This is a genomic window from Nonomuraea sp. NPDC059007, from assembly GCF_042740555.1.
Classification (GTDB): domain Bacteria; phylum Actinomycetota; class Actinomycetes; order Streptosporangiales; family Streptosporangiaceae; genus Nonomuraea.
Map to the genome: position 1 here is coordinate 1 of NZ_JBHYJD010000094.1, position 18,678 is coordinate 18,678.

General features: G+C 67.4%; 21 protein-coding genes and 1 pseudogene. 18 read left to right on the forward strand and 4 right to left on the reverse strand.

Features of this window, described 5'->3' with window-relative positions:
• Window positions 1-417 precede the first annotated feature (417 nt).
• The 6 genes from ACFWY5_RS56785 (at window position 418) to ACFWY5_RS56810 (ending at window position 4,089) form a co-directional block, all read left to right on the forward strand.
• Window positions 418-897, forward strand: coding sequence for a GNAT family N-acetyltransferase (locus tag ACFWY5_RS56785; RefSeq protein WP_379640210.1), 480 nt, complete (start codon window positions 418-420; stop codon window positions 895-897).
• 289 nt (window positions 898-1,186) lie between these two features.
• Window positions 1,187-1,723, forward strand: coding sequence for an RNA polymerase sigma factor (locus ACFWY5_RS56790; protein ID WP_379640211.1), 537 nt, complete (start codon window positions 1,187-1,189; stop codon window positions 1,721-1,723).
• Window positions 1,720-2,547, forward strand: coding sequence for a hypothetical protein (locus ACFWY5_RS56795; RefSeq protein WP_379640212.1), 828 nt, complete (start codon window positions 1,720-1,722; stop codon window positions 2,545-2,547). Before ACFWY5_RS56790 ends, ACFWY5_RS56795 begins: the two co-directional genes overlap by 4 nt.
• 205 nt (window positions 2,548-2,752) lie before the next feature.
• Window positions 2,753-3,067, forward strand: a complete 315-nt coding sequence (locus ACFWY5_RS56800; protein ID WP_379640213.1) for a TetR/AcrR family transcriptional regulator — start codon at window positions 2,753-2,755, stop codon at window positions 3,065-3,067.
• Between the two features lie 26 nt (window positions 3,068-3,093).
• Complete coding sequence (locus ACFWY5_RS56805; protein ID WP_379640214.1) at window positions 3,094-3,240, forward strand: hypothetical protein; 147 nt, start codon at window positions 3,094-3,096, stop codon at window positions 3,238-3,240.
• A 69-nt stretch (window positions 3,241-3,309) separates the two neighbouring features.
• Complete coding sequence (locus ACFWY5_RS56810) at window positions 3,310-4,089, forward strand: alpha/beta fold hydrolase (RefSeq protein ID WP_379640215.1); 780 nt, start codon at window positions 3,310-3,312, stop codon at window positions 4,087-4,089.
• Window positions 4,090-4,234: 145 nt separating this feature from the next.
• On the opposite strand, the gene ACFWY5_RS56815 is transcribed toward ACFWY5_RS56810, so the two are convergent.
• Window positions 4,235-4,927 carry a GntR family transcriptional regulator gene (locus ACFWY5_RS56815; RefSeq protein WP_379640216.1) on the reverse strand — a complete coding sequence of 231 codons (693 nt, stop codon included), beginning with the start codon at window positions 4,925-4,927 and terminating at the stop codon, window positions 4,235-4,237.
• A gap of 290 nt (window positions 4,928-5,217) precedes the next feature.
• Between ACFWY5_RS56815 and ACFWY5_RS56820 the strand changes: the two genes are divergently transcribed.
• The 9 genes and pseudogenes from ACFWY5_RS56820 (at window position 5,218) to ACFWY5_RS56860 (ending at window position 14,097) form a co-directional block, all read left to right on the forward strand.
• Window positions 5,218-5,442, forward strand: coding sequence for an FAD-dependent oxidoreductase (locus ACFWY5_RS56820; RefSeq protein WP_379627165.1), 225 nt, complete (start codon window positions 5,218-5,220; stop codon window positions 5,440-5,442).
• 67 nt (window positions 5,443-5,509) lie between these two features.
• Entirely contained in the window at window positions 5,510-6,838 is a 1,329-nt protein-coding gene (locus ACFWY5_RS56825) for a M14 family zinc carboxypeptidase (protein ID WP_379640217.1), read from the forward strand.
• Between the two features lie 52 nt (window positions 6,839-6,890).
• Complete coding sequence (locus ACFWY5_RS56830; RefSeq protein WP_379640218.1) at window positions 6,891-8,558, forward strand: CocE/NonD family hydrolase; 1,668 nt, start codon at window positions 6,891-6,893, stop codon at window positions 8,556-8,558.
• A gap of 270 nt (window positions 8,559-8,828) precedes the next feature.
• Complete coding sequence (locus ACFWY5_RS56835; RefSeq protein ID WP_379640219.1) at window positions 8,829-9,779, forward strand: integrase core domain-containing protein; 951 nt, start codon at window positions 8,829-8,831, stop codon at window positions 9,777-9,779.
• A 290-nt stretch (window positions 9,780-10,069) separates the two neighbouring features.
• Window positions 10,070-10,198, forward strand: coding sequence for a hypothetical protein (locus ACFWY5_RS56840; protein WP_379640220.1), 129 nt, complete (start codon window positions 10,070-10,072; stop codon window positions 10,196-10,198).
• 350 nt (window positions 10,199-10,548) lie between these two features.
• Window positions 10,549-11,028 (forward strand): TetR/AcrR family transcriptional regulator, encoded by a 480-nt coding sequence (locus tag ACFWY5_RS56845; protein WP_379640221.1) that lies wholly within the window; start codon window positions 10,549-10,551, stop codon window positions 11,026-11,028.
• Between the two features lie 2 nt (window positions 11,029-11,030).
• Window positions 11,031-12,362: an FAD-dependent monooxygenase gene (locus ACFWY5_RS56850; RefSeq protein WP_379627153.1), complete on the forward strand. Its 1,332-nt coding sequence runs from the start codon at window positions 11,031-11,033 to the stop codon at window positions 12,360-12,362.
• Between the two features lie 104 nt (window positions 12,363-12,466).
• Window positions 12,467-12,709: pseudogene (locus tag ACFWY5_RS56855) on the forward strand (ArsR/SmtB family transcription factor); the annotation flags it as partial.
• A 572-nt stretch (window positions 12,710-13,281) separates the two neighbouring features.
• Complete coding sequence (locus tag ACFWY5_RS56860; RefSeq protein ID WP_379640222.1) at window positions 13,282-14,097, forward strand: hypothetical protein; 816 nt, start codon at window positions 13,282-13,284, stop codon at window positions 14,095-14,097.
• A gap of 261 nt (window positions 14,098-14,358) precedes the next feature.
• Here the strand turns inward: ACFWY5_RS56860 and ACFWY5_RS56865 are convergent, their stop codons facing one another.
• A complete protein-coding gene (locus tag ACFWY5_RS56865; RefSeq protein ID WP_379640223.1) occupies window positions 14,359-15,354 on the reverse strand; it encodes a helix-turn-helix transcriptional regulator in 996 nt (331 codons plus the stop codon).
• Window positions 15,355-15,475: 121 nt separating this feature from the next.
• Here ACFWY5_RS56865 and ACFWY5_RS56870 point away from each other — a divergent pair, with 121 nt between their 5' ends.
• From ACFWY5_RS56870 to ACFWY5_RS56880, 3 genes are all read left to right on the forward strand, one after another.
• The gene (locus ACFWY5_RS56870) at window positions 15,476-15,889 is read left to right on the forward strand and encodes a DUF1761 domain-containing protein (protein ID WP_379640224.1); all 414 of its coding nucleotides are present in this window, start codon (window positions 15,476-15,478) and stop codon (window positions 15,887-15,889) included.
• A gap of 125 nt (window positions 15,890-16,014) precedes the next feature.
• A complete protein-coding gene (locus ACFWY5_RS56875; protein WP_379640225.1) occupies window positions 16,015-16,476 on the forward strand; it encodes a VOC family protein in 462 nt (153 codons plus the stop codon).
• 84 nt (window positions 16,477-16,560) lie between these two features.
• Entirely contained in the window at window positions 16,561-17,598 is a 1,038-nt protein-coding gene (locus tag ACFWY5_RS56880; protein WP_379640226.1) for an aldo/keto reductase, read from the forward strand.
• 203 nt (window positions 17,599-17,801) lie between these two features.
• Here ACFWY5_RS56880 and ACFWY5_RS56885 read toward each other — a convergent pair whose 3' ends face one another.
• Both ACFWY5_RS56885 and ACFWY5_RS56890 read right to left on the reverse strand, forming a co-directional pair.
• Window positions 17,802-18,014 carry a hypothetical protein gene (locus tag ACFWY5_RS56885; RefSeq protein ID WP_379640227.1) on the reverse strand — a complete coding sequence of 71 codons (213 nt, stop codon included), beginning with the start codon at window positions 18,012-18,014 and terminating at the stop codon, window positions 17,802-17,804.
• Window positions 18,011-18,370, reverse strand: a complete 360-nt coding sequence (locus ACFWY5_RS56890; protein ID WP_379640228.1) for a hypothetical protein — start codon at window positions 18,368-18,370, stop codon at window positions 18,011-18,013. Before ACFWY5_RS56890 ends, ACFWY5_RS56885 begins: the two co-directional genes overlap by 4 nt.
• Window positions 18,371-18,678: the final 308 nt, after the last annotated feature.

Below are 18,678 nucleotides of genomic sequence, written 5' to 3' on the forward strand. Positions count from 1 at the left end.
CCCAGAACCCGCTCCCGCGGACACTTACCGCTTAACCTGCAGAAACAGGATCACGCGAAGATCGATTCATACACCACGTCCGTGGACGTGACCGCGCGGGAGAATCCACGATGGGGGCTCCGACGCATCCGGGGCGAGCTGCTCGGCCTTGGGTTCCGGGTTGGGGAGGGGACGGTCCGGCGGGTCCTGGCAGGAGCAGGACTTGGGCCCGCGCCAACCTCTCGGGGCAATACAGCTAGCCGCCGAAGCCGGTCAGGTTTTAGCCCCTGCACCCTACGGCCGGCACATCAGCCATCCTCAGCAACTGACCGCCGTCGGCGAGCGTGGCCTTGAGCAGGGGCGCCGTGGCCGGCGGGCAAGGACCTGTGGAGCGGCTAAGGTGAAGGACACACCCCTTTTTCCGCACCGGGAACCACCATGCCAGCAGGACATCAGCACCTCATCCGAGTCGCCGCCGTAGAGGACCTTGACGCCCTTCAGGCCCTTGCCCGCCGGACGATCGACGCCTGTTACCGCGCGTTTCTGGGAGATGAGGCGGTGGACTGGTTCCTCGATAGCGGTGCGTCGGACGCCCACGTGAAGACCTATCTGGAGCAGGGCAAGGTGTACCACCTGAGCCACGATGGGCAGATCGCCGGAGTTTCCATCCTCGACGGCCCCACCATCGACGTGATGATGATCGACCCCGACCATCACCGTCGAGGGCTGGGCCGAGCCCTGCTCCGGCAAGCGGAGTCGACCTTGTTCGCGCATCATGCCGCCATCCGGCTGGAGAGCTTCGCCGGCAACACCGCGGCCAACTCCTTCTACGAGGCATGCGGCTGGTCACCTGGCCGACGGCTGGAGGCGGAGGGACCGGCCAAGGTCGAGTACACCAAGCACCGCAGGATGGACTGAGCGGAACCGCGTGCGCTGACGGTGCCCCCGGAAAGTGGAGGTGGTGTCCGCGCGGCACGGCAGGACGAGCTCCCGGCGGGCGAGTCCGTCACTTGACAGGCGTCGCCGGCTGCTCGGTGAAGCGGACCGCCAGGTATGTCCCACGGCGGGCCGGAGTTTGCGGTTGGGTGGGCGGCCTGCTCCGGCCGGTGGATGGCGTACCGGTGAAGGGTCAGGGGTGAAACAGTCGCCACTGGGGCCGGACATGTACTCCTATGTCTGGCACCTTCGGCTTTGAGGAGACCCATCCGTGACCCGTTCACTGGGGGCGCGGGATCGTTTCGAGACGATCTACCATGCGTATTACCCGGCCATCCATCAATACGTCGCCCGCCGTACCGACTCACCTGACGACACCGCGGACGCCATCTCCGAGACGTTCCTCACCGCGTGGCGGCGCATCGGCGACGTGCCCGAGGGCGATGAGGCGCGCCTGTGGCTGTACGGCGTGGCCCGCCGCGTGCTGTCCAACCAGCGCCGCGGCGCCTCCCGCCGGGCCGTACTGGCCGAGCGGCTTCGTGAGGAACTGGCAGCCGAGCGCCGCGCGGCCCCCGCGGATCTCGACCACGTGAGGGACGTGTTCGACCGCCTGTCCGCGCGTGACCGTGAAGTGCTCGCGCTGACCTGCTGGGAAGGCCTGACCGGGCAGCAGATCGGCAAGGTCCTCGGCTGTACGGCGACAGCCGTCCGCATCCGCCTGCACCGGGCACGCAAACGGCTGGCCAGAGAGCTGGGCGTGGCCGAAGAGGGAAACCCGACCGCGGAACTGAGGGGAGAGAACCTGTGAGCAAGATCGACCGCATGCTGAGGACCATCGATCCCGCTCCTAGCGCGCCGCAGGAGGGGCGGGGCGCGCGGGAGCTCATGGAGGAGATCGTGGCGACGCCCGCCGAGGTACGCAGGCGGTGGAGCTGGCCCGTCCTGCTGCCCCTGGCCGCGGTCATCGCGTTGGCCGCCGTCGTCGGGGTGGCGTTCCTGCCGAAGAAGGCGCCGATCGCCCCCAGTGCCGCGCTGGCGTTCCAGCGGTCGGGCGACGACTGGCTCGTCACCGTCAGCGACCTCTACGTCGATCCTGAACGGTATCGGGAGGAGTTCCGCGCACGAGGATTGGACATCGAGCTGTCTTTCACCCCTGGCTCGCCCAGCGTGGTCGGGTCAGTCGTCTACCTGTCGACCACGGAAATCGTCTCTCTGACGAATGCGTGCGCGACAGACCCGACAGGCTGCACGATCTCGCTGCGCATCCCCGCGAAGCTGTCGGAAAAGGCGGCCATCGTATTGGCGCGGCCTGCCAAGCCGGGCGAGGAGTACGACACGATGGGCTTCGTGAACGCTCCCGGCGAGCTGCTGCACTGTGTCGCCTTCGAGAACATCACGGTCGGCGAACTGCGGAAGGCGCTGGCCAAGCGCGACGGCTCGATCACCGACTTCAGGATCATGGCCGGCGGGGAGTCCCGGAAGGTCACGGCTACGCAGGTGCCGGACAACTGGTTCGTCCAGGACGTCATGCCGCATGCCCTTGGCGAGGTGCGGATCTGGGCGGGTCCGGAGCCGGCGAAGCGCCCAGGCCGGCAGGACCCCGCAGAAGGTGACGCCTGCCGCGCGCAGTGAAGCCCCGCAGCGCCGTATGCCGGCCGTTCTTGAGCCGGCCGGGCTGAAGTCGAGATATCCCGTCTGATCTCGATGGTCAGGCGGGATCTTGTCGTTCGGTGGTCCGTTCCTGCGGCCGGGCTCGGCGTGGATCAGCAGGTGCGTGTAGTGGGCGGAGCTCAGGTCGGCCGGCAAACGTCAGGCGATCATCGAGGCCGCGCGGTCGGTGTTCCTCGCGGGCGGTTTCGCCGGGGCCAGTGTGGACGAGGTGGCGGCGCTCGCCTCCACCTCCAAACGCACCGTCTATGGGTTCTTCGGTGACAAGAAGGGGCTGTTCACCGAGGACATCGAGGCCGCCGAACACCGCTCGCACGACAGCGTCGAGGCGCTGGCGGCCAGTCAGGACCTCGCCACGGATCTGCGCGCCTTCGCCCGCCGGCACGTCGTGAACGTCACCCAGCCTCACATCATGCGGCTGCGCCGCCTGGTCATCGGCGAGGCCGAGCGCTTCCCCGACCTGGCAAGCACTTCAACTGGCTGATCCTTTCGATCCCGCTGAACCAGGCCATGTTCCACGCGGGCGACGACCAGCTCACCCCCGCCGACCTCAAGCACTACGCCGACGAGGGAACCCGGGTGTTCCTGGCCGCCTACGGCGTGAGCCGACCCAGCAGGCCGGCCGGAACGTTGGGCGCCGGCGACCGTTCGCAGTGACAGCGCTCCTGATCAGTGCCTCCCCATGTCCCGAACCCCCATCGACACCAGAGGATCATGATGACCAAGGTGATCTCGGCAGACGGCACACCCATCGCCTACCAGCGCTTCGGCGGCAACGGCCCGCCGCTCATCCTGATCACCGCGGCGCTGTGCGACCGCACCTCGCTCACCGCGCTGGCCGAGCAGCTCGCGCCCCGCCTTCCCGCGATCGCCTACGACCGGCGAGGGCGCGGCGACAGCGGCGGCATCGCCGGTTGGAGCGTCCAGCGGGAGATCGAGGACATCGCCGCGGTCTACGGCCACTCCTCCGGAGCGGCCCTCGCCCTGCACGCGGCCACCGCCGGCCTGCCCATCACCAAGCTCATCCTGCACGAGCCGCCCTTCACCCCCGCACACGCCGGCGAAGACCAGCGCGAACGGCAGGCCGCCGAAGAGCGGGCCGGACGCGAACAGGCCGAAACCATCCGCGCCCTGCTCGCCCAGGACCGCAAAGCCGAGGCCATCGCCGCGTTCCTGACGCCCACCGGGATGCCGCAGCAGATGGTCGAGCAGATGAGCCACGACCCCGCCGCGCAGGCCGTCGCCCACACTCTGCCGCACGACCCGTTCGAGGTGGTCAGCGCGAGCAGCAGAGGCGGCGCCACCCCGGCAGAACAGGCCGCCACCGTGGCCATCCCCACCCTGCTGCTGTGCGGCGGCGACAGCTTCCCATGGATGATCGAAACCGGCGCCCAACTCGCCACCGCCATGCCCGACGGACGCCATCACGTCATGCCGGGCCAGCCCCACGTCGCCGCACCGCAGGTGCTGGCGCCACTGCTGACCGGCTTCCTGCTCAGCACATGAGCATTGACAGCCATCAACGCGAACTCAAGACCGGTCGGCATCGTTCACGGCGCCCTACCGAGCTGCGCTTGACCAGCCCAACAGCGACCGGGTGCGGTTGGGCCACCTGCCCAGAACGTCGCCATGGCGAACCGACGAAGTACTCCTAGTGCTCCGAGCGTGCTTCCGCGATGCCCGCCCAGATCCCCCGCGCATGTTTGAGGTGCGTGCTCATCAGCTCGGCCGCCTCGTCCGCCTTTCCGGACTCGACGGCGTCGAGCAACGCATCGTGTTCTCGTGTGGACTCGATGAAGTCCTGCGTGCCTGCGACGTGGTCCAGGCCGTACAGGCGGCCTTGGTCGCGTAGCTGGGCGACGATGTCGACCAGCCGGGGATTTCCCAGGTGGCCGAGCAGGGTGAGGTGGAGTTCCCGGTCGGTACCGAGGAAACCGACCCAGTCCCCTGTCATCGCGGCCTCTTCGGTACGCGCGGCCAGGTCGCGCAGGGGAGCGAAGTCGTCGACGAGCCCGCGAGCGGCGATCTCACGGACGGCCGGGACCTCGAGCATCAACCGGATCTGGATGATCTGATCGAGATCGGCTTCGGTCATGACTCGGATCCTGAAGCCCCGGTTGCGCACCATTTCGATCAAGCCTTCCTTGGCCAGGTCGAGCAGCGCCTCCCGCACCGGGGTGATCGACACCTGTAGCTGTTCGGCCAGCTGGCCGATCGCGTACAGCGCCCCCGGGCGGATTTCGCCCGCTACGATCTGGGCGCGGATCACCTGGCCGGCATCGTCGCGAAGACTTTGTCGCCGCAACCCGGTGCCGGGTGCGACCGTGGGGCCGGGACGGGACATAGAAGACTCCCTGATCGTCGAAGCCGTCTGTCTGAGGTATAAGGTATCGCGTTGCCTTACTGACGAGGTCGCACACGGTCAACGCGGTCAGCGGCCCGACGGCGGGTACGGCCCGGATCTGGCCCGGGGCATGGGCTCCGGTGCCGTACGTCCTCCGCGCTCAGGACCCCTTCTGAAGTGCTCGTCACCGATTTCCCTTCTCGTCGTGGAGCTGCCGAAGGTCGCGTAAACGCTTGACACTTGAGGTGTAAGGTATTACACCTAACCCGCAACGCCAAGTGAGGTGGGGCATGGGTTCGAATCAAGTGGACACCGCGTGGCGCGGCGCACGCCCGATGACCCCGAGCGGGCTGCCCGTGATCCGTCGCTTCGGCGGTGACTCGGGCAACGTCGTCGTGGCGACCGGCCACGGAACGCTCGGAATGACCCTCGCCCCGGCCACCGGCCGGATCGTCGCGCGGCTTCTGGCGCCCGCGTGGCAAGGCAACGCCGGCACGTCGTCCCGCATTCTGTGACCTTCTATCTCCCCGAGGCGCAGCCACCCTCAGCCCTCCTGGACCACCAACATTCACAGGGAGACACATGATCCCCGACGACCTCACGAAATACCTCACCACGATCCCGGACTGGACGGAGATCCCCACGGTCGACGACCTGATTGACGAACTCGAGACGCTGGGGGCCGCGAACGGGGACCTGTGCCGGTGGCGCCGTTACGGGACGAGCCGTTTGGGCGATCCACTCCGCGTCCTGTCGATCGGGCACGGTGAGCGGAATGTCCTCATCCTGGGCGGCCCGCACGCGAACGAGCCGTATGGCGCTCTGACGGTCAGCCACCTCGCCCGGCTCGTGATCGAGCACGCCGAACTGCGCGACGACCTGACGTGGCATTTCCTGCCCTGGGCCAACCCCGACGCCGCCAGGATGAACGAAGGGTGGTTCGCCGGGCCACGCTCCATTCGGGACTATCACGAGCATCTCCACCGCCCGGCGCCGGTGGACGACGTCGACTTCACGTTCCCCAATTTCTCCGAGAATGGTTACTACGACAGGCCGTTGCCGGAAACCCAGGCGGTGATGCGGATCCTGGAAGACCTGCGTCCGGTGTTCCAGTACTCCCTGCACAACTGCGATTTCGGTGGCGTCTTCTACGTCCTCGACCATGACGTACCGGGGCTCGCCGAGGACCTGCTGGCGTTCACCGGCCAGACCGCCGTTCCTCTGGCGATGGACTCCGCGGCCGTGGCGGGGCTCGACAGCCCCGGTAAGGGGGTCTACCTCCTCCCGCCCGCGGAGTTGATCGATGGCGGGATCGCCGAAGTCGGCGCGACCAGCGGGCACTGGGCCGCCCAGTACGGGACCACCACCCTGGTCACCGAGATTCCGATGTGGAACGACCCGTGTGCGGCGGATGATGCCGATTCCGGCCGGACGGTGGGTGAGGTGTTCGGTCAGGCGGCCACGGAGATGGCCGAAGCGTCGGACGTACTCGCCGGCCTGATGGCGGCGGTCCGCCCGGCGCTGCGCTGCGGGTCACCCCTCGCCGCCTCGGCCGAGTCACTCGTCCGGCTCGCTCCCTTGCTGGGGCAGGGGATGCGGGCCGCGGCCGAAGCGATGGACGAGCGGCCCGCCGCGGTCGGCGAAGCCTTCGTCGGCGCGATAACCCCGTACATGATCCGGATGCGCGGTCTCGGGCAGTTGCGACGGCTGCTCCGGGCCGAACTCGCCACCGGCAACCAGGCGCCGGTCCTCCGGGCGACCGTCCGGAAAGCCGATGCGTTGTTCGACCAGGCGTGCCACGCCGCGGGCATGGTGTCGGAGGGGAATCCCTTTCCGTTGCGCGAGGTGGTCGCCGTGCAGGTGGGCGCCGGACTGGTCGCCCTGCGGCGGATTCTGAAGGAGGCGAGATGACCGGCCTTCACCACGTCGGCGGGAGCCTGGTCCGAGTACTCGGGGAGCTCACGTGAAGAACCTGTACAACCTGACGGTCCCGCTGCGTGACGGCATCACCCTCGCGGCCGACCGGTACGGCCCGGCCGGCGACGCACCGGCGCCCGCGATCGTTCTCGGCACGCCTTACGGCAAGAACGACCCGAGGCGGCCCGCGCAGGCGGCGCTCATGGCGGAGCGGGGCTACGCGGTCCTGATCTACGACGTCCGCGGCCGCGGCGATTCCGACGGCGTGTTCGAGCCGTACCGGAACGAAGGCCGGGATGGCTATGACGTGATCGAGTGGGTGGCCGCGCAGGACTGGTGCGATGGCAGCGTCGCGAGCTGGGGTGGTTCCTACTCCGGCCACGCCCAATGGCTGACCGCGCTGGAGAAGCCTCCGCATCTGCGGGCGATCGTCGCGTACGCGACACCCTCGGATCCTTTCGTGGACTTCCCGACCGGAACGCGGCTTCCGCAGGAGGTCTGCTGGTACCGGATGGTCGATCGTCGTGCCCTGCAGAACGTGACCGGAATCGATTGGAACGCCGTCTACAGCCACCTTCCGCTGTACACCATGGACGAGGCCGCCGGATTCGTCAGCGCCGCCTGGCGGGCGGACATCGGACACGCCCCTGGCGACACCGAGTACTGGGCCCCGCTCGCCTATCAGCAGAAACTGTCCGTAGTGGACGTTCCGGCGCTGCACATCACCGGGTGGTACGACGACGTCCAACCGGGAACGCTGCGGAACTTCGCGGCCATGGTCTCGAAGGCACCCACGGAGAAGGCGCGGCGCGCGCAACGGCTGGTGATGGGCCCCTGGGGGCACGACGCCGGTCGCGCGGGCGGCCGGAAGATCGGCGACGTCGACTTCGGCGACCATGCCGAGGACGTCGAAGTAACGGAATTCGAGTTGCGTTTCCTGGACCACCACCTGCGGGGTATCGACAACGGCGTCGACCGGGAGGCGCGCGCACGGTTGTTCCTGATGGGTCGCGGGGAGTGGCGTGACGCCGATGAATGGCCGCTGCCGGAAACCGTGTGGACATCGCTGTACCTGCGCAGCGCGGGTGACGCCAATACGCGTGGCGGCGGCGGGCGACTGACCACCGACGCCCCTGCGTCGGAGGAGCCGACGGACACGTACCGTTACGACCCCGCCGATCCGGTGCCGTTCCTCACCGAGCCGACGTCGATGCAGATCGGCGGTCCCGACGACTACGCCGAGGTCGAAGATCGCGACGATGTGCTCGTCTATCTCGGGCCGGAGCTCGGGGAGCCGCTGACGGTGATCGGTCCCGTACGCGCCGAGCTGTTCGTCGGCAGCGACGCGCCCGACACCGACTTCACCGCGAAGCTCGTCGACGTCGCGCCCGACGGTGTACGGCGCCGGCTCTGCGACGGCATCGTCCGCGCACGTTACCGGGAGGGCTTCGCCACGGAGCGCACTCTGCGGCCGGGCGTGGTGTACCGCGTCGAGGTCGACATGTGGAGCACCGCGCACGAGTTCAGCGTCGGGCACAGGGTAGGGCTGGAGATCTCGTCGAGTGCCTTCCCGAAGTACGACCGGAACCAGAACACCGGCGGATCGATCGTCCACGGCACCGAGCCGCGGGTGGCTCACAACGAGATCTGGCACGGTCCGGAGCGTCCCTCCCGGCTGATCCTGCCGGTGATCCCCGGGCTTGATCCGGTGTGACCGGCACTGCGCCTGCCGAAAATCCCGTCCGGCCAGGTCATGGCCTTGCGAAGCCCCGGGGTGTGTAGGCGCTCCTCACTCGTCTGTGGAGGAGCACCGGTGCGGCATGATGATCGTTCGTGCTTCTTCGTTTGGCCTATCTGACCGTCACGAACGCCTTCGCAGCGCTACGGCTTCTGCCAATGAGTGATCGGGATAAGGATGTCGAGATTCTCGCTCTACGTCACCAGGTCATGGTCTTGGAGCGGCAGTTGGGCGCGGAATGTGCGGGTGAGGTTCGCTCCTGAGGACCGCTTCTTCCTGGCGGCGCTCCTAACCCCACTGCCGCGTGCGGTCCTGCGCAGGTTGCGGCTTGTTGTCCGCCCGGACACCATCCTGCGCCGGCACCGCCAGATCGTGAAACGGCACCATGCCCGGACCTGCCGGCCGAAGCGGCGAGGGCGCCCGCCCACGGTCCGCTCCATCCGCGCATTCGTCCTGCGTCTGGTCCGGGAGAACCCGGCATGGGGATATCGGCGGGTGCACGGCGAGCTCGCCACGCTCGGCCGCAAGGTCGCGTCATCCACGGTCTGGGAGATCCTCCAGCAGGAAGGCATCGACCCGGCGCCCGAGCGGGCATCCATCACCTGGGCTAACTTCCTGCGCTCGCAAGCCGACGCGCTCTTGGCCTGCGATTTCATCGAGACCGTCACCCCTACCGGGCAACGCCAGTACATCCTGGCCGTCATCGAGCACGCCACCAGACGCATCCGCGTGCTCGGCACCACCACCCACCCAACCGCGGCCTGGGTCACCCAGACGATCAGGAACCTCGTCATGGACCTGGAGGACTCTGGCTGTCGGGCACGGTTCCTGATTCGAGACCGGGACGGCAAGTTCCCCGCTCTCATGGACGAGATCCTCGCCGACGTCGGCATCCAGACCGTGCTCACCGGCATCCGAATGCCGCGGATGAACTCCATCATGGAGCGGTGGGTGCAGACCTGCCGCCGCGAACTCCTGGACCGCTGCCTGATCTGGAACGAACACCACCTACGCCACGCCCTGGCCGAGTACGAACGCTTCTACTACGAACATCGCGCCCATCAAGCCCTCGACCAGGCCGCCCCACTCCGCGCCGCACCCGACCCGATCACCGACCCGACGCGCATCACAGCCCTGAACATCCGCCGACACGACCGACTCGGAGGAATCCTCCACGAGTACTCACACGCCGCTTGAACTGCACGGACGTAGTTTTCGGCAGGCGCAGTGCCGGGACGGACGAGCACGGGCCGAGCACGGTGACCTACCCGGTAGGCGTTGCGGGGAAAGTCATCCGGCAGGAGAACGAGGCTGACACCTGCGACTCTGACCAGCGCGCGTGCTGAATCGCCCCCACGGCGTGGAGACGAGCACGCAGGCAGCAGGTTTAGCTGGTCCTACACGGATCACCCCCACGGGCGTGGGGACGAGGGAACGTCTCGATACTCGCCCTCAGCGCGAGACGGTTCACCCCCACGGGCGTGGGGGTGAACCGTGAACTGGACTTCCGCAAGAGCATGTTCAGCCCGCATCTCGATAAGGTCTTCCAGATCGCAGATGCGCTGCGGGTGCCGGCCAGGGACCTGTTCGATCGGGACAGCGCCCCGCATCGTTGATCGCCCCGTCCACCGGCTTCAGAGCTCGCCGTCACCACGACGTCCCGGCCCAGGCCAGTGGCAAAAAGGAAGTCAAGACGGCCACCCCCTGCGCCTGATCTGGTCACAGGCAGCTCGATGATCGCCCATACGAGGGCGAGATGGCGACGGAGGTCCAGGCCGAGGCGGCATTGCGCCGCGAGCTTCCCGCCCCGCCGAGACCGGAGGTCGGAGCGGCATCAGTGACCCAGCGCTGCGATGAGACCGTCGACCAGGTCGAAGGCGATCACGCTGTCGCGCGGGCTGTCGATTGACCCTCGTCGTACATCCATGATTGGCTCTCCACCAACTGGTTGGTAGAGAGGTGGAGTATGGCGGAGGAACGCAGGCAGGAACTGGTCGAGGCGGCGTTCCGCTGCATCTCCGCCACCGGCTTCGAGGGGCTGCGCCTGCGCGCGGTCGCCGCCGAGGTCGGCATCGACCACTCGACGCTCCACCACCACTTCCCGACCAAGAAGGACCTGATCGCGGCGGTCGTGGAGTACGCCACGGGCCGCCTGAGGCTGCCGGGCTCCACCCTCGCCGAGCACCTGAACCTGCTCGGGCGGGCGATGCGAGAGCAGCCTGAGCTGTTCGTCGTGCTGCGCGAGATCGACCTGCGGGCGCTGCGCGAGCCGGAGATCAGGGCCATCGTCGACCGCGGTGAGATGGGCTGGCGGCACGCGCTGGCCACCCGCACCGCACCGGAACACGCGGCGCTCATCATCGCCGTCGTCAAGGGTCTGACCCTGATCCCCGACGACCCGCAGGACGTGCTCTCCCGACTCGAAAACCTCCTCGAAGGGACCTGATCATGCACGTGATCGTCATCGGCGGCGGCATCGGCGGCCTGTGCCTGGCCAACGGCCTGATGCGCGAGGGGGTGAGCGTCGCGGTCTACGAACGCGACCACAGCCCCACCGACCGCACCCAGGGGTACCGCATCCACGTCAACACCGTGGGCAGCATGGCACTGCACGCCTGCCTGCCGCCCGCCGTCTGGAACGCCTTCGTCGCCACCGCGGGCGACCCCGGCGAGGGCATGGCCTTCCTCACCTACCACCTCGACTCGCTGGCGCTGATCGAGGCCGACCTGGTCACCGGAGGTCGTACCGCTCCAGAAGAGGGTCACCACGCGGTCAGCCGCATCACCCTTCGCCGCCTGTTACTGGCGGGGCTCGGCGACGCCGTACAGTTCGGCAAGCAGTTCGTCGGCTACGACGTCAAGGACGACGGCCGGGTCCTGGCCCGCTTCTCGGACGGGAGCACCGCCGAGGGCGACGTGCTGGTCGGCGCCGACGGCGCCAACTCTCGTGTACGGCGACAGCGGCTGCCTCAGGCCGAGCGCGTGGACAGCGGCGCGGTGGCGGTCGGCGGGAAGTTCTACCTCACGCCGGAGTCCAGGCAGTGGCTGCCTGAGCGCGTCCCTGCCGGGATGAACATCATCTTCGGCCCACCCAGGCACGCGATGTTCACCGCCGTCTTCAACCGCAGGATGCGTGCCGATCAGGCGCTGGAGTCGCTCGGCGAGCAGCTTCGCGAGATCGGCCTCGACCCGGAGACGTTCCTGCGTGACGCGTCCGACTCCGACTACGTCCTGTGGGCCATGGTCGCCCACCGCGACGCCTACCCGGCAGGAGCCGCCGCACTGGACGGTGGCGGGCTGCGCGCGATGGTCGAGCGGATGATCGGCGGCTGGCATCCCGGCCTGCTGCGCATGGTTGGCGAATCGCGTCCGGGGGACATCGAGCTGTTCGACTTCAAGACCTCCACGCCGGTCAAACCGTGGCCGAGCTCCACCGTCACGCTGCTGGGAGACGCGATCCACAGCATGCTGCCGACAGGAGGCGAGGGCGGCAACACCGCGATGCGTGACGCCCAGCTGCTCACCACCCGCCTGTCTGCGGCCGCCCGCGGTGAGCAACCGCTGTTGGAGACCATCGCGGCCTACGAGCGGCAGATGTGCGAGTACGGCTTCGCCGCCACCAAGAAGGCCCTGGCCAACGCCAAGATGGGCATCTCGGCCAGCAGGACCCAGCGCGTCTTCGCCCGGACGTTCTTCCGCGTCTGCCAGGCCGTACCACCGTTGAAGCGCCGAATCTTCAGCGAGCGCTGGGCCGAACCCGAAGAGCATCGTCCTCTCTGACGGTCATGGTGCTGGTGGCCCTGGCCTGCACGCTGAGCGCGTTCGCGCTGGTCGCCTACCATCGCATATAGTTTAGATAGCTGTCTAATCAGGGAGTTGCCGAGATGGCCGCGGTGACGATCCATTGCTGCGCTCCGATCGCCCGCGAGCCACTGACTGAGAGCGACGCGGCCGACCTGGCGGTCCTGCTCAAGGCCGTGGTCGACCCGGTACGGCTGTGCCTGCTGTCGATGATCGGCTCGCATGAGGGCGGCGAGGCGTGCGTGTGCGACCTGACCGGCGCCTTCGACCTGACCGCACCGACGATCTCCCACCCCCTGAAGATCTTGCGTACGGCCGGGCTGATCCGCCCATCACATTCGAACGCCACATGATCGAGAAGAGGACAGCCTCATCGGCTCTGCTGAGGACCGCTGTGGCATAGAACCGTCTCCACGCTTTCTGGGGATTGACACCCTTCGTCGTCCCCTCGTTACTTCACCGCGGGGCGACGCGCTGTTACCCGACGTCGTCGAACCCAACCCCAGAGTGCACGGGCCGTCGGTGGCGGCCGCTCGCCTCCAGCCGCGTTGCTCGTCGCCACGCCAGTGGGGGTGATCCGATCTCCACGCGGTCGCCGCGTTCCTGGATCGTCTCGTCCCCACGCCCGTGCGCGGAGAGCACTAAGGGGGAGCCAGTTGCGCAGCGCGCAGGGCGTGCAACGCTGGCCAGAACGTCTCCTGCGACGCTTTGGCGTCGATGTCATCAACCGCATGACCCAGTTCGTGAGCGGCGACGCTGACCGACGGTGAGGGGAGGCTGCCCACGCCGATGGCCCGGCGGGCAGGGTCTTCATGACCCGCTGGGGCATGTAGGTATGGTTACACTAAGGGAGGCAGCGATTTTTACCAAAACTAGCCACAAGTGCATCGCCATCTTATTGGCGGCACTGCTGGGCGCAACCATCTGGCTGACGACGAAACCTCAGCTAGGTGTAGTCAAAAACCTTCCCTATGTCTGGGGTAACGCCCTGCAGGTGGCGAATCCCGAGTATCGTATATATCACCGGGGCAATGACTACACCACACGCGGCCTGCTTGAAGCGGTGACGGCTCTAGAGATAGATACGCATGTCAACGCCGCAGCCTCGGAGAAGCCCAGCGCTGTCGTTGAGGTGACACAAAGCATTCTCGGCGACGTCACCTTTCCCGCCCTACCAGCCTCGCCGCTTCACCCATATATCGCAGACTTCAATGGAGGCGCCGGCGATGACGCCGCAGGTAAACGTGCGGTTGAAGAGAGAGCGAGAAGCCTTCCCGCCCATCAGCAAGTGATCGTACTCGCCGAGTTGGCCAAACCGCTGTCCGAAGAAGAACTGAGCCGGTCAGTGGTCGCTTACAGCAACAGTGAAATGAAGCGCTTCTTCCTGTCTGGTATCCAGGGGTCCGGAAAACCACTCTATTGGTGGCCGGGATGGAACGGATGCTCGGCTCTCAGCAAATGGGATAACAATTGTGGCGCTCGCTCGGTAGTCGCAGATTTTCGCAAATGGGTGCATCAGTTCACGGAAAATGACAGCATTAATCTTGCGAAGGTCGGACTGGATCTGCACGCCATGAAGAGAGCGGCAGCCGTTGGGCGTGTCTACGGCTTCATGGACACGAGGACGGGCAGCCGTGAAGTGCTCGAGCTTCTAGTGCGTCCTGAAATTCGCACCGTAAAAATCGTGGCGCTAGTGCCGGAGCTAAACAACTGACTCTCAGTGTGCCGCGCCGACTGCCGGGACACGCGCAGGCGCCAGCCCGCGAGAAGTTCATAGGGGGCGGAGCCAGCACTCCGGCTGCGATCAGTAAGGGCACCGGCGGCAACGGACATCATGGTGGGTCGAGGTTGGATCCGCTGTGACCGGTGCTATGCACTATGTGTCGCATCGACATGTAGCAGCTGCTGTGGCGGTCGTCTTTTTCCCCGCGCCGAGCGCCGACATCCCGGCAGCCGGGCTTCGGGTCATGGCAACTCACAATGTCGGTGATGCGATGCCGTGGCCGGTTGCGGTTCTGGTGAATCGGCTGGCGAGGTGTTCGAAGGCGTCGGTGAGTTCGTCGGGGCCGATGACTTCGATGTCGGCGTCGTAGTGGGCGATGGCGGCGGCGAGGCTGGGCCAGGACCAGGATCCGAGGGTGAGCCGGCAGCGCTCAGGGCTGGTCTCCTCGACGAGTCCCTCGCGGGTGTAGAGGGCCACGGTGGCGGCGGGCAGGTCGAGGATCACTGTGCCTTGGCAGGGCCAGTTGCCCGAGGCGTCGCCAGAGCCGCGGAACGTGCTGGTGACGAAGGTGGCGGCGTCTCCTCCGGGCAGTGCGCGTGGAGTGAACCGGGGCCCGTTGGGGGTGCGCGGGGTGATCCGGTCGGCGCGAAAGGTGCGCCAGTCGTCGCGGTCAAGGTCCCAGGCGATGAGGTACCAGCGCCCGTCCCAGGTGATGACGTGGTGGGGTTCGACGCGGCGCGGGGGTTTGGCCGTGACCTCGGCACCGTAGTCGAAGCGCAAGGTCTCGCGGGCGTGGACGGCGGCGCTGATAGTCAGGAGCACGTCGCCGTCGACCGGGGTGGCCGGCCGGGTGATGGGTCGTTCAACGGTGGTGACGCGCAGCGCGTCGATGCGGTGCCGGAGTCGGGAGGGCATGATCTGCCGGATGGTGTTCAGTGCCCGCTCGGCGGGTTCGGCGAGGCCGTTGCCGGGGTTGGTGGCGACGATCTGCAAGGCGATGGTGAGGGCGACGGCCTGTTCGTCGTCGAACAGCAGCGGGGGTAGTTCGGTGCCGGCGCTGAGCCGGTAGCCGCCGTCGGGGCCTTTTACGGCGGCGATGGGGTAGCCGAGCTCGCGGAGCCGGTCGACATCGCGGCGCACAGTGCGCAGGCTGATGTCCAGGCGATCGGCCAGTACCGTGCCGGGCCAGTCCCGGCGCGTCTGCAGCAGCGACAGCAGAGCCAGCAGTCGGGCAGAAGTTTTCTGCATGAACCTCATTCTGCCCGAAGTAGGTGCCACATCCTGTCACCTACCCCTGCGAACCTTCGTATCGAGCCGGTCAGCCACGCGACCCGGACGGCCCCCCTTTAACTCTGACGGAGTCAGCACCATGTTTGATGTTCTGGGCAATCTGAACTGGTTCGGGATCCTGCTCGGCTTCATCGCCTTGACCCTGCTCGGCGGCGTCTGGTTCGCCGGCCTGTTCCCCGAGGCGTACAACCGCTCCCTCGGCCGCGAGGTCGGCGCCAAGGCGCCGAGCTCGCCGCTTTTTCTCGCCGGGCCGCCACTGACCAGCCTGGTCATCACCCTCACGAGCGCGATCCTGATGGCTGCGTTGAAGATCGACACCTACGGCGATGCGCTGCTGTTCGGCCTCATCGTCGGCCTCGGCTACCTCACGGCCAACACCGTCACCATTGCCATCAACCCCAACTTCCCGCGACCGCTGCTCTACGCGGCGATCTCCGGCAGCTACAACATCGTCGGCAGCCTGATTGTCAGCGCCATTCTGCTGGCCATCTGAGACCGGCAGCACCGTGGGGACTCGCCGATTCGGCCGTCCGACACCCCCTTCCCTGGCTCTCTAACGAGACTTACCAGTCCATACCGGGCGTACCGCGCCCGGAACATCAATAAGGAGTCACCAGCATGGCCATCTCCACCACCACCCACCTGAACTTCCGCGGCGACGCTCGCGCAGCGCTGGAGTTCTACCAGACCGTGTTCGGCGGCCACCTCACCACCATCGCCTACGGCGACTTCGGCATGCCGAAGGAACTGCCAGACGCCGACAAGATCGTCTTCGGCCAGGTCACGGCCGACAACGGCTTCAGCATCATGGCTTACGACGTGCCCAGCCAGGCACCGGCCGCCGCCGCGCCCGCCGCCACCACTCGCGAGCACGGCATGACGCTGACCGGAGAGCGGTTCTTCGTGTCCGTCCGCGGCGAAACCACCGAGGAAGTCGGCGCGCTGTGGGACAAGCTCACCGACGGCGCCGACATCATCGAGAAGTACGGCCCGTCGCAGTGGGCTCCGGGCTTCGGGATGCTGACCGACCGCTTCGGTGTCACCTGGATCCTCGACGTCGCCGCTCCGTACACCGGCTGACCACCAACGCACTCATCCGGTCCGAGGCGGCCTTCGCAGGCCGCCTCGGACCACCCGGCTCTCCGCCTTTCGAAGGAACAGATCATGCGCACTCGCCCCCTGGGCCGTACCGGCATCAAGGTCAGTCCCTACTGCCTCGGCACCATGATGTTCGGCCCGTTCGGCAACCCCGACCCCGACGACTGCGTCGCCATCATCCACCGGGCCCTCGACGCCGGCATCAACTTCATCGACACCGCCGACGTCTACGGCGGTGACGGCGAAACCGAACGGATCGTGGGCAAGGCGCTGCGCGGCCGACGCGACGACGTGGTGCTCGCCACCAAGTTCAACGGCCCCATGGGCACCGACCCCAACCATCGCGGCAGCTCCCGCCGCTGGATCGTCACCGCGGTCGAGAACTCGCTGCGGCGTCTCGGCGTCGACCACATCGACCTCTACCAGGCCCACCACCCCGAGCCCGGCACCGATATCGAGGAAACCCTCGCCGCCCTGACCGACCTGATGCAGGCGGGTAAGGTACGCGCGATCGGCCATTCCAGCCTGCCGGCCGCGGAGATCGTCGAGGCCCAATGGGCTTCCGAACGGCGCGGGCTGGCCCGCTTCCGCACCGAACAGCCTCCGTACTCGATCCTGAATCGCGGTATCGAGCGCGACGTCCTCCCGGTCTGCGAGCGTTACGGGCTGGGCACGCTGGTCTGGAGCCCGCTGGCCTCGGGTCTGCTCACCGGCCGCTACCGCAAGGACGGCAACGAACAAGTCTCGAGCGCCCGCATGCACTGGGTGCCGAAGCACATGACCGACAAGCGCAACCACGATGCCGTCGAAGAACTCGTCCCGATCGCCAAGCAGGCCGGTCTGTCGCTCACCCATCTGGCCCTGGCCTTCGTCATCAGCCATCCCGCGGTCACCTCGGCGATCATCGGCCCCCGCACCATGGCGCAGCTCGGCGACCTGCTCGTCGGCGCTAGCACCACCCTCGACGACGACACCCTCGACCAGATCGACAAGGTGGTCCCGCCCGGGGTGAACCCGGGCACGCTCGACATCGCCTACGTACCACCCGCACTCGAGCAAGCCGACTTGCGCCGCCGCCGCACCGGCGACCGCGCCGCCGCCTGACGTACCTGTACACGACCACTGGTAGGAGCGCAAAGTCCCTGAGTGCGGGGCTTTTGGGTGGCGCGTGCTCCAGCCTCTGCGGAAGCTCTCGACGCGGTGTCGTACGGTTCCACCGAGCTCTTCTTTCTGCCGGTTCCGATCGGTGGCACTACCGAATCTGAGAGAGAAGAGCCCTCACGACAAGAACCCTGACCGACACACCCTTACCCACCCGAACCACCCCCGCCCACACCGGTCTGCGACTCGATGACCTGCCCGCTCGCCTCGAACATGCCCGGAGTGTCCTCGGTCAGCCACCCACGGGCTACCATCCTCTTGAGCTTGCCCCGCAGCCCCTCGATCTTCCCCGACCGTTCTCCCAACCCCAGCGCGGCGGCCAGATGCCCGGCCCGCAACGGCCGGCCCGCATCGATCACGCCTGCGGCAACGCCGAACCATCCATCCCCACCCGCCACGGCGGCACCGTCAACACCCCGATCGGTGACCCACCCGAGCGCCCCGCCGACGCGGCCCCCGGCGAGTTCGCCGGTGCCACCCCAGCCACCTCGGCGTCGTCACCGTCCATGACAAGGCCCGCGGTCTCCCCTCCGATCGGCTGTCCCGCCTCGGCCAGGATCTCCCCAACCACCTCCCGCGCGGTCACCAACCCGGCGACCACCGCCTCGGCCGCCGCCAACCGCTGGTTCAGCTCCGCGATCTGCTCCCGCAACTCCTCCGCCCGTACCCGAGCCGCTTCCTCCCGCCGACCAAGCTCATCCAGCAGAGACCCCATCGCAGCCCTCCGAGCCGGACAACTACAGACCGTCGAAGACGACTACACGCTCATCCCGCCGAACCCGCAACACGCCAGCTCAACCAACCCCGTGAGCGGGATTCTCGCCCCTCAAGAACTACCTCAGCCAGGCACCCCGGCCGGCGGCGGCCACCTCGACATAGACGTAGGAGTTCAAGCCGCACCAGTCGGAGCGGTCACGGCCGCGATCTCGCATGGAGGGCGAGATCGCGGGCCAGGTGGGCGCGACGCAGGCCGCGTGAGCGCAGGTAGCGGAAATCCTCGGCGGTGTCGTACATGAGCTGGAC

What these genes read in the sequence shown, in the direction of transcription:
- ACFWY5_RS56785 (WP_379640210.1), top strand. Translation starts at nt 418, where the DNA reads ATGCCAGCAGGACATCAGCACCTCATCCGAGTCGCCGCCGTAGAGGAC.
- ACFWY5_RS56805 (WP_379640214.1), top strand. Translation starts at nt 3,094, where the DNA reads ATGTTCCACGCGGGCGACGACCAGCTCACCCCCGCCGACCTCAAGCAC.
- ACFWY5_RS56815 (WP_379640216.1), bottom strand. Translation starts at nt 4,927, where the DNA reads ATGTCCCGTCCCGGCCCCACGGTCGCACCCGGCACCGGGTTGCGGCGA.
- ACFWY5_RS56820 (WP_379627165.1), top strand. Translation starts at nt 5,218, where the DNA reads ATGGGTTCGAATCAAGTGGACACCGCGTGGCGCGGCGCACGCCCGATG.
- ACFWY5_RS56825 (WP_379640217.1), top strand. Translation starts at nt 5,510, where the DNA reads ATGATCCCCGACGACCTCACGAAATACCTCACCACGATCCCGGACTGG.
- ACFWY5_RS56845 (WP_379640221.1), top strand. Translation starts at nt 10,549, where the DNA reads ATGGCGGAGGAACGCAGGCAGGAACTGGTCGAGGCGGCGTTCCGCTGC.
- ACFWY5_RS56850 (WP_379627153.1), top strand. Translation starts at nt 11,031, where the DNA reads ATGCACGTGATCGTCATCGGCGGCGGCATCGGCGGCCTGTGCCTGGCC.
- ACFWY5_RS56865 (WP_379640223.1), bottom strand. Translation starts at nt 15,354, where the DNA reads ATGCAGAAAACTTCTGCCCGACTGCTGGCTCTGCTGTCGCTGCTGCAG.
- ACFWY5_RS56870 (WP_379640224.1), top strand. Translation starts at nt 15,476, where the DNA reads ATGTTTGATGTTCTGGGCAATCTGAACTGGTTCGGGATCCTGCTCGGC.
- ACFWY5_RS56875 (WP_379640225.1), top strand. Translation starts at nt 16,015, where the DNA reads ATGGCCATCTCCACCACCACCCACCTGAACTTCCGCGGCGACGCTCGC.
- ACFWY5_RS56880 (WP_379640226.1), top strand. Translation starts at nt 16,561, where the DNA reads ATGCGCACTCGCCCCCTGGGCCGTACCGGCATCAAGGTCAGTCCCTAC.
- ACFWY5_RS56890 (WP_379640228.1), bottom strand. Translation starts at nt 18,370, where the DNA reads ATGGGGTCTCTGCTGGATGAGCTTGGTCGGCGGGAGGAAGCGGCTCGG.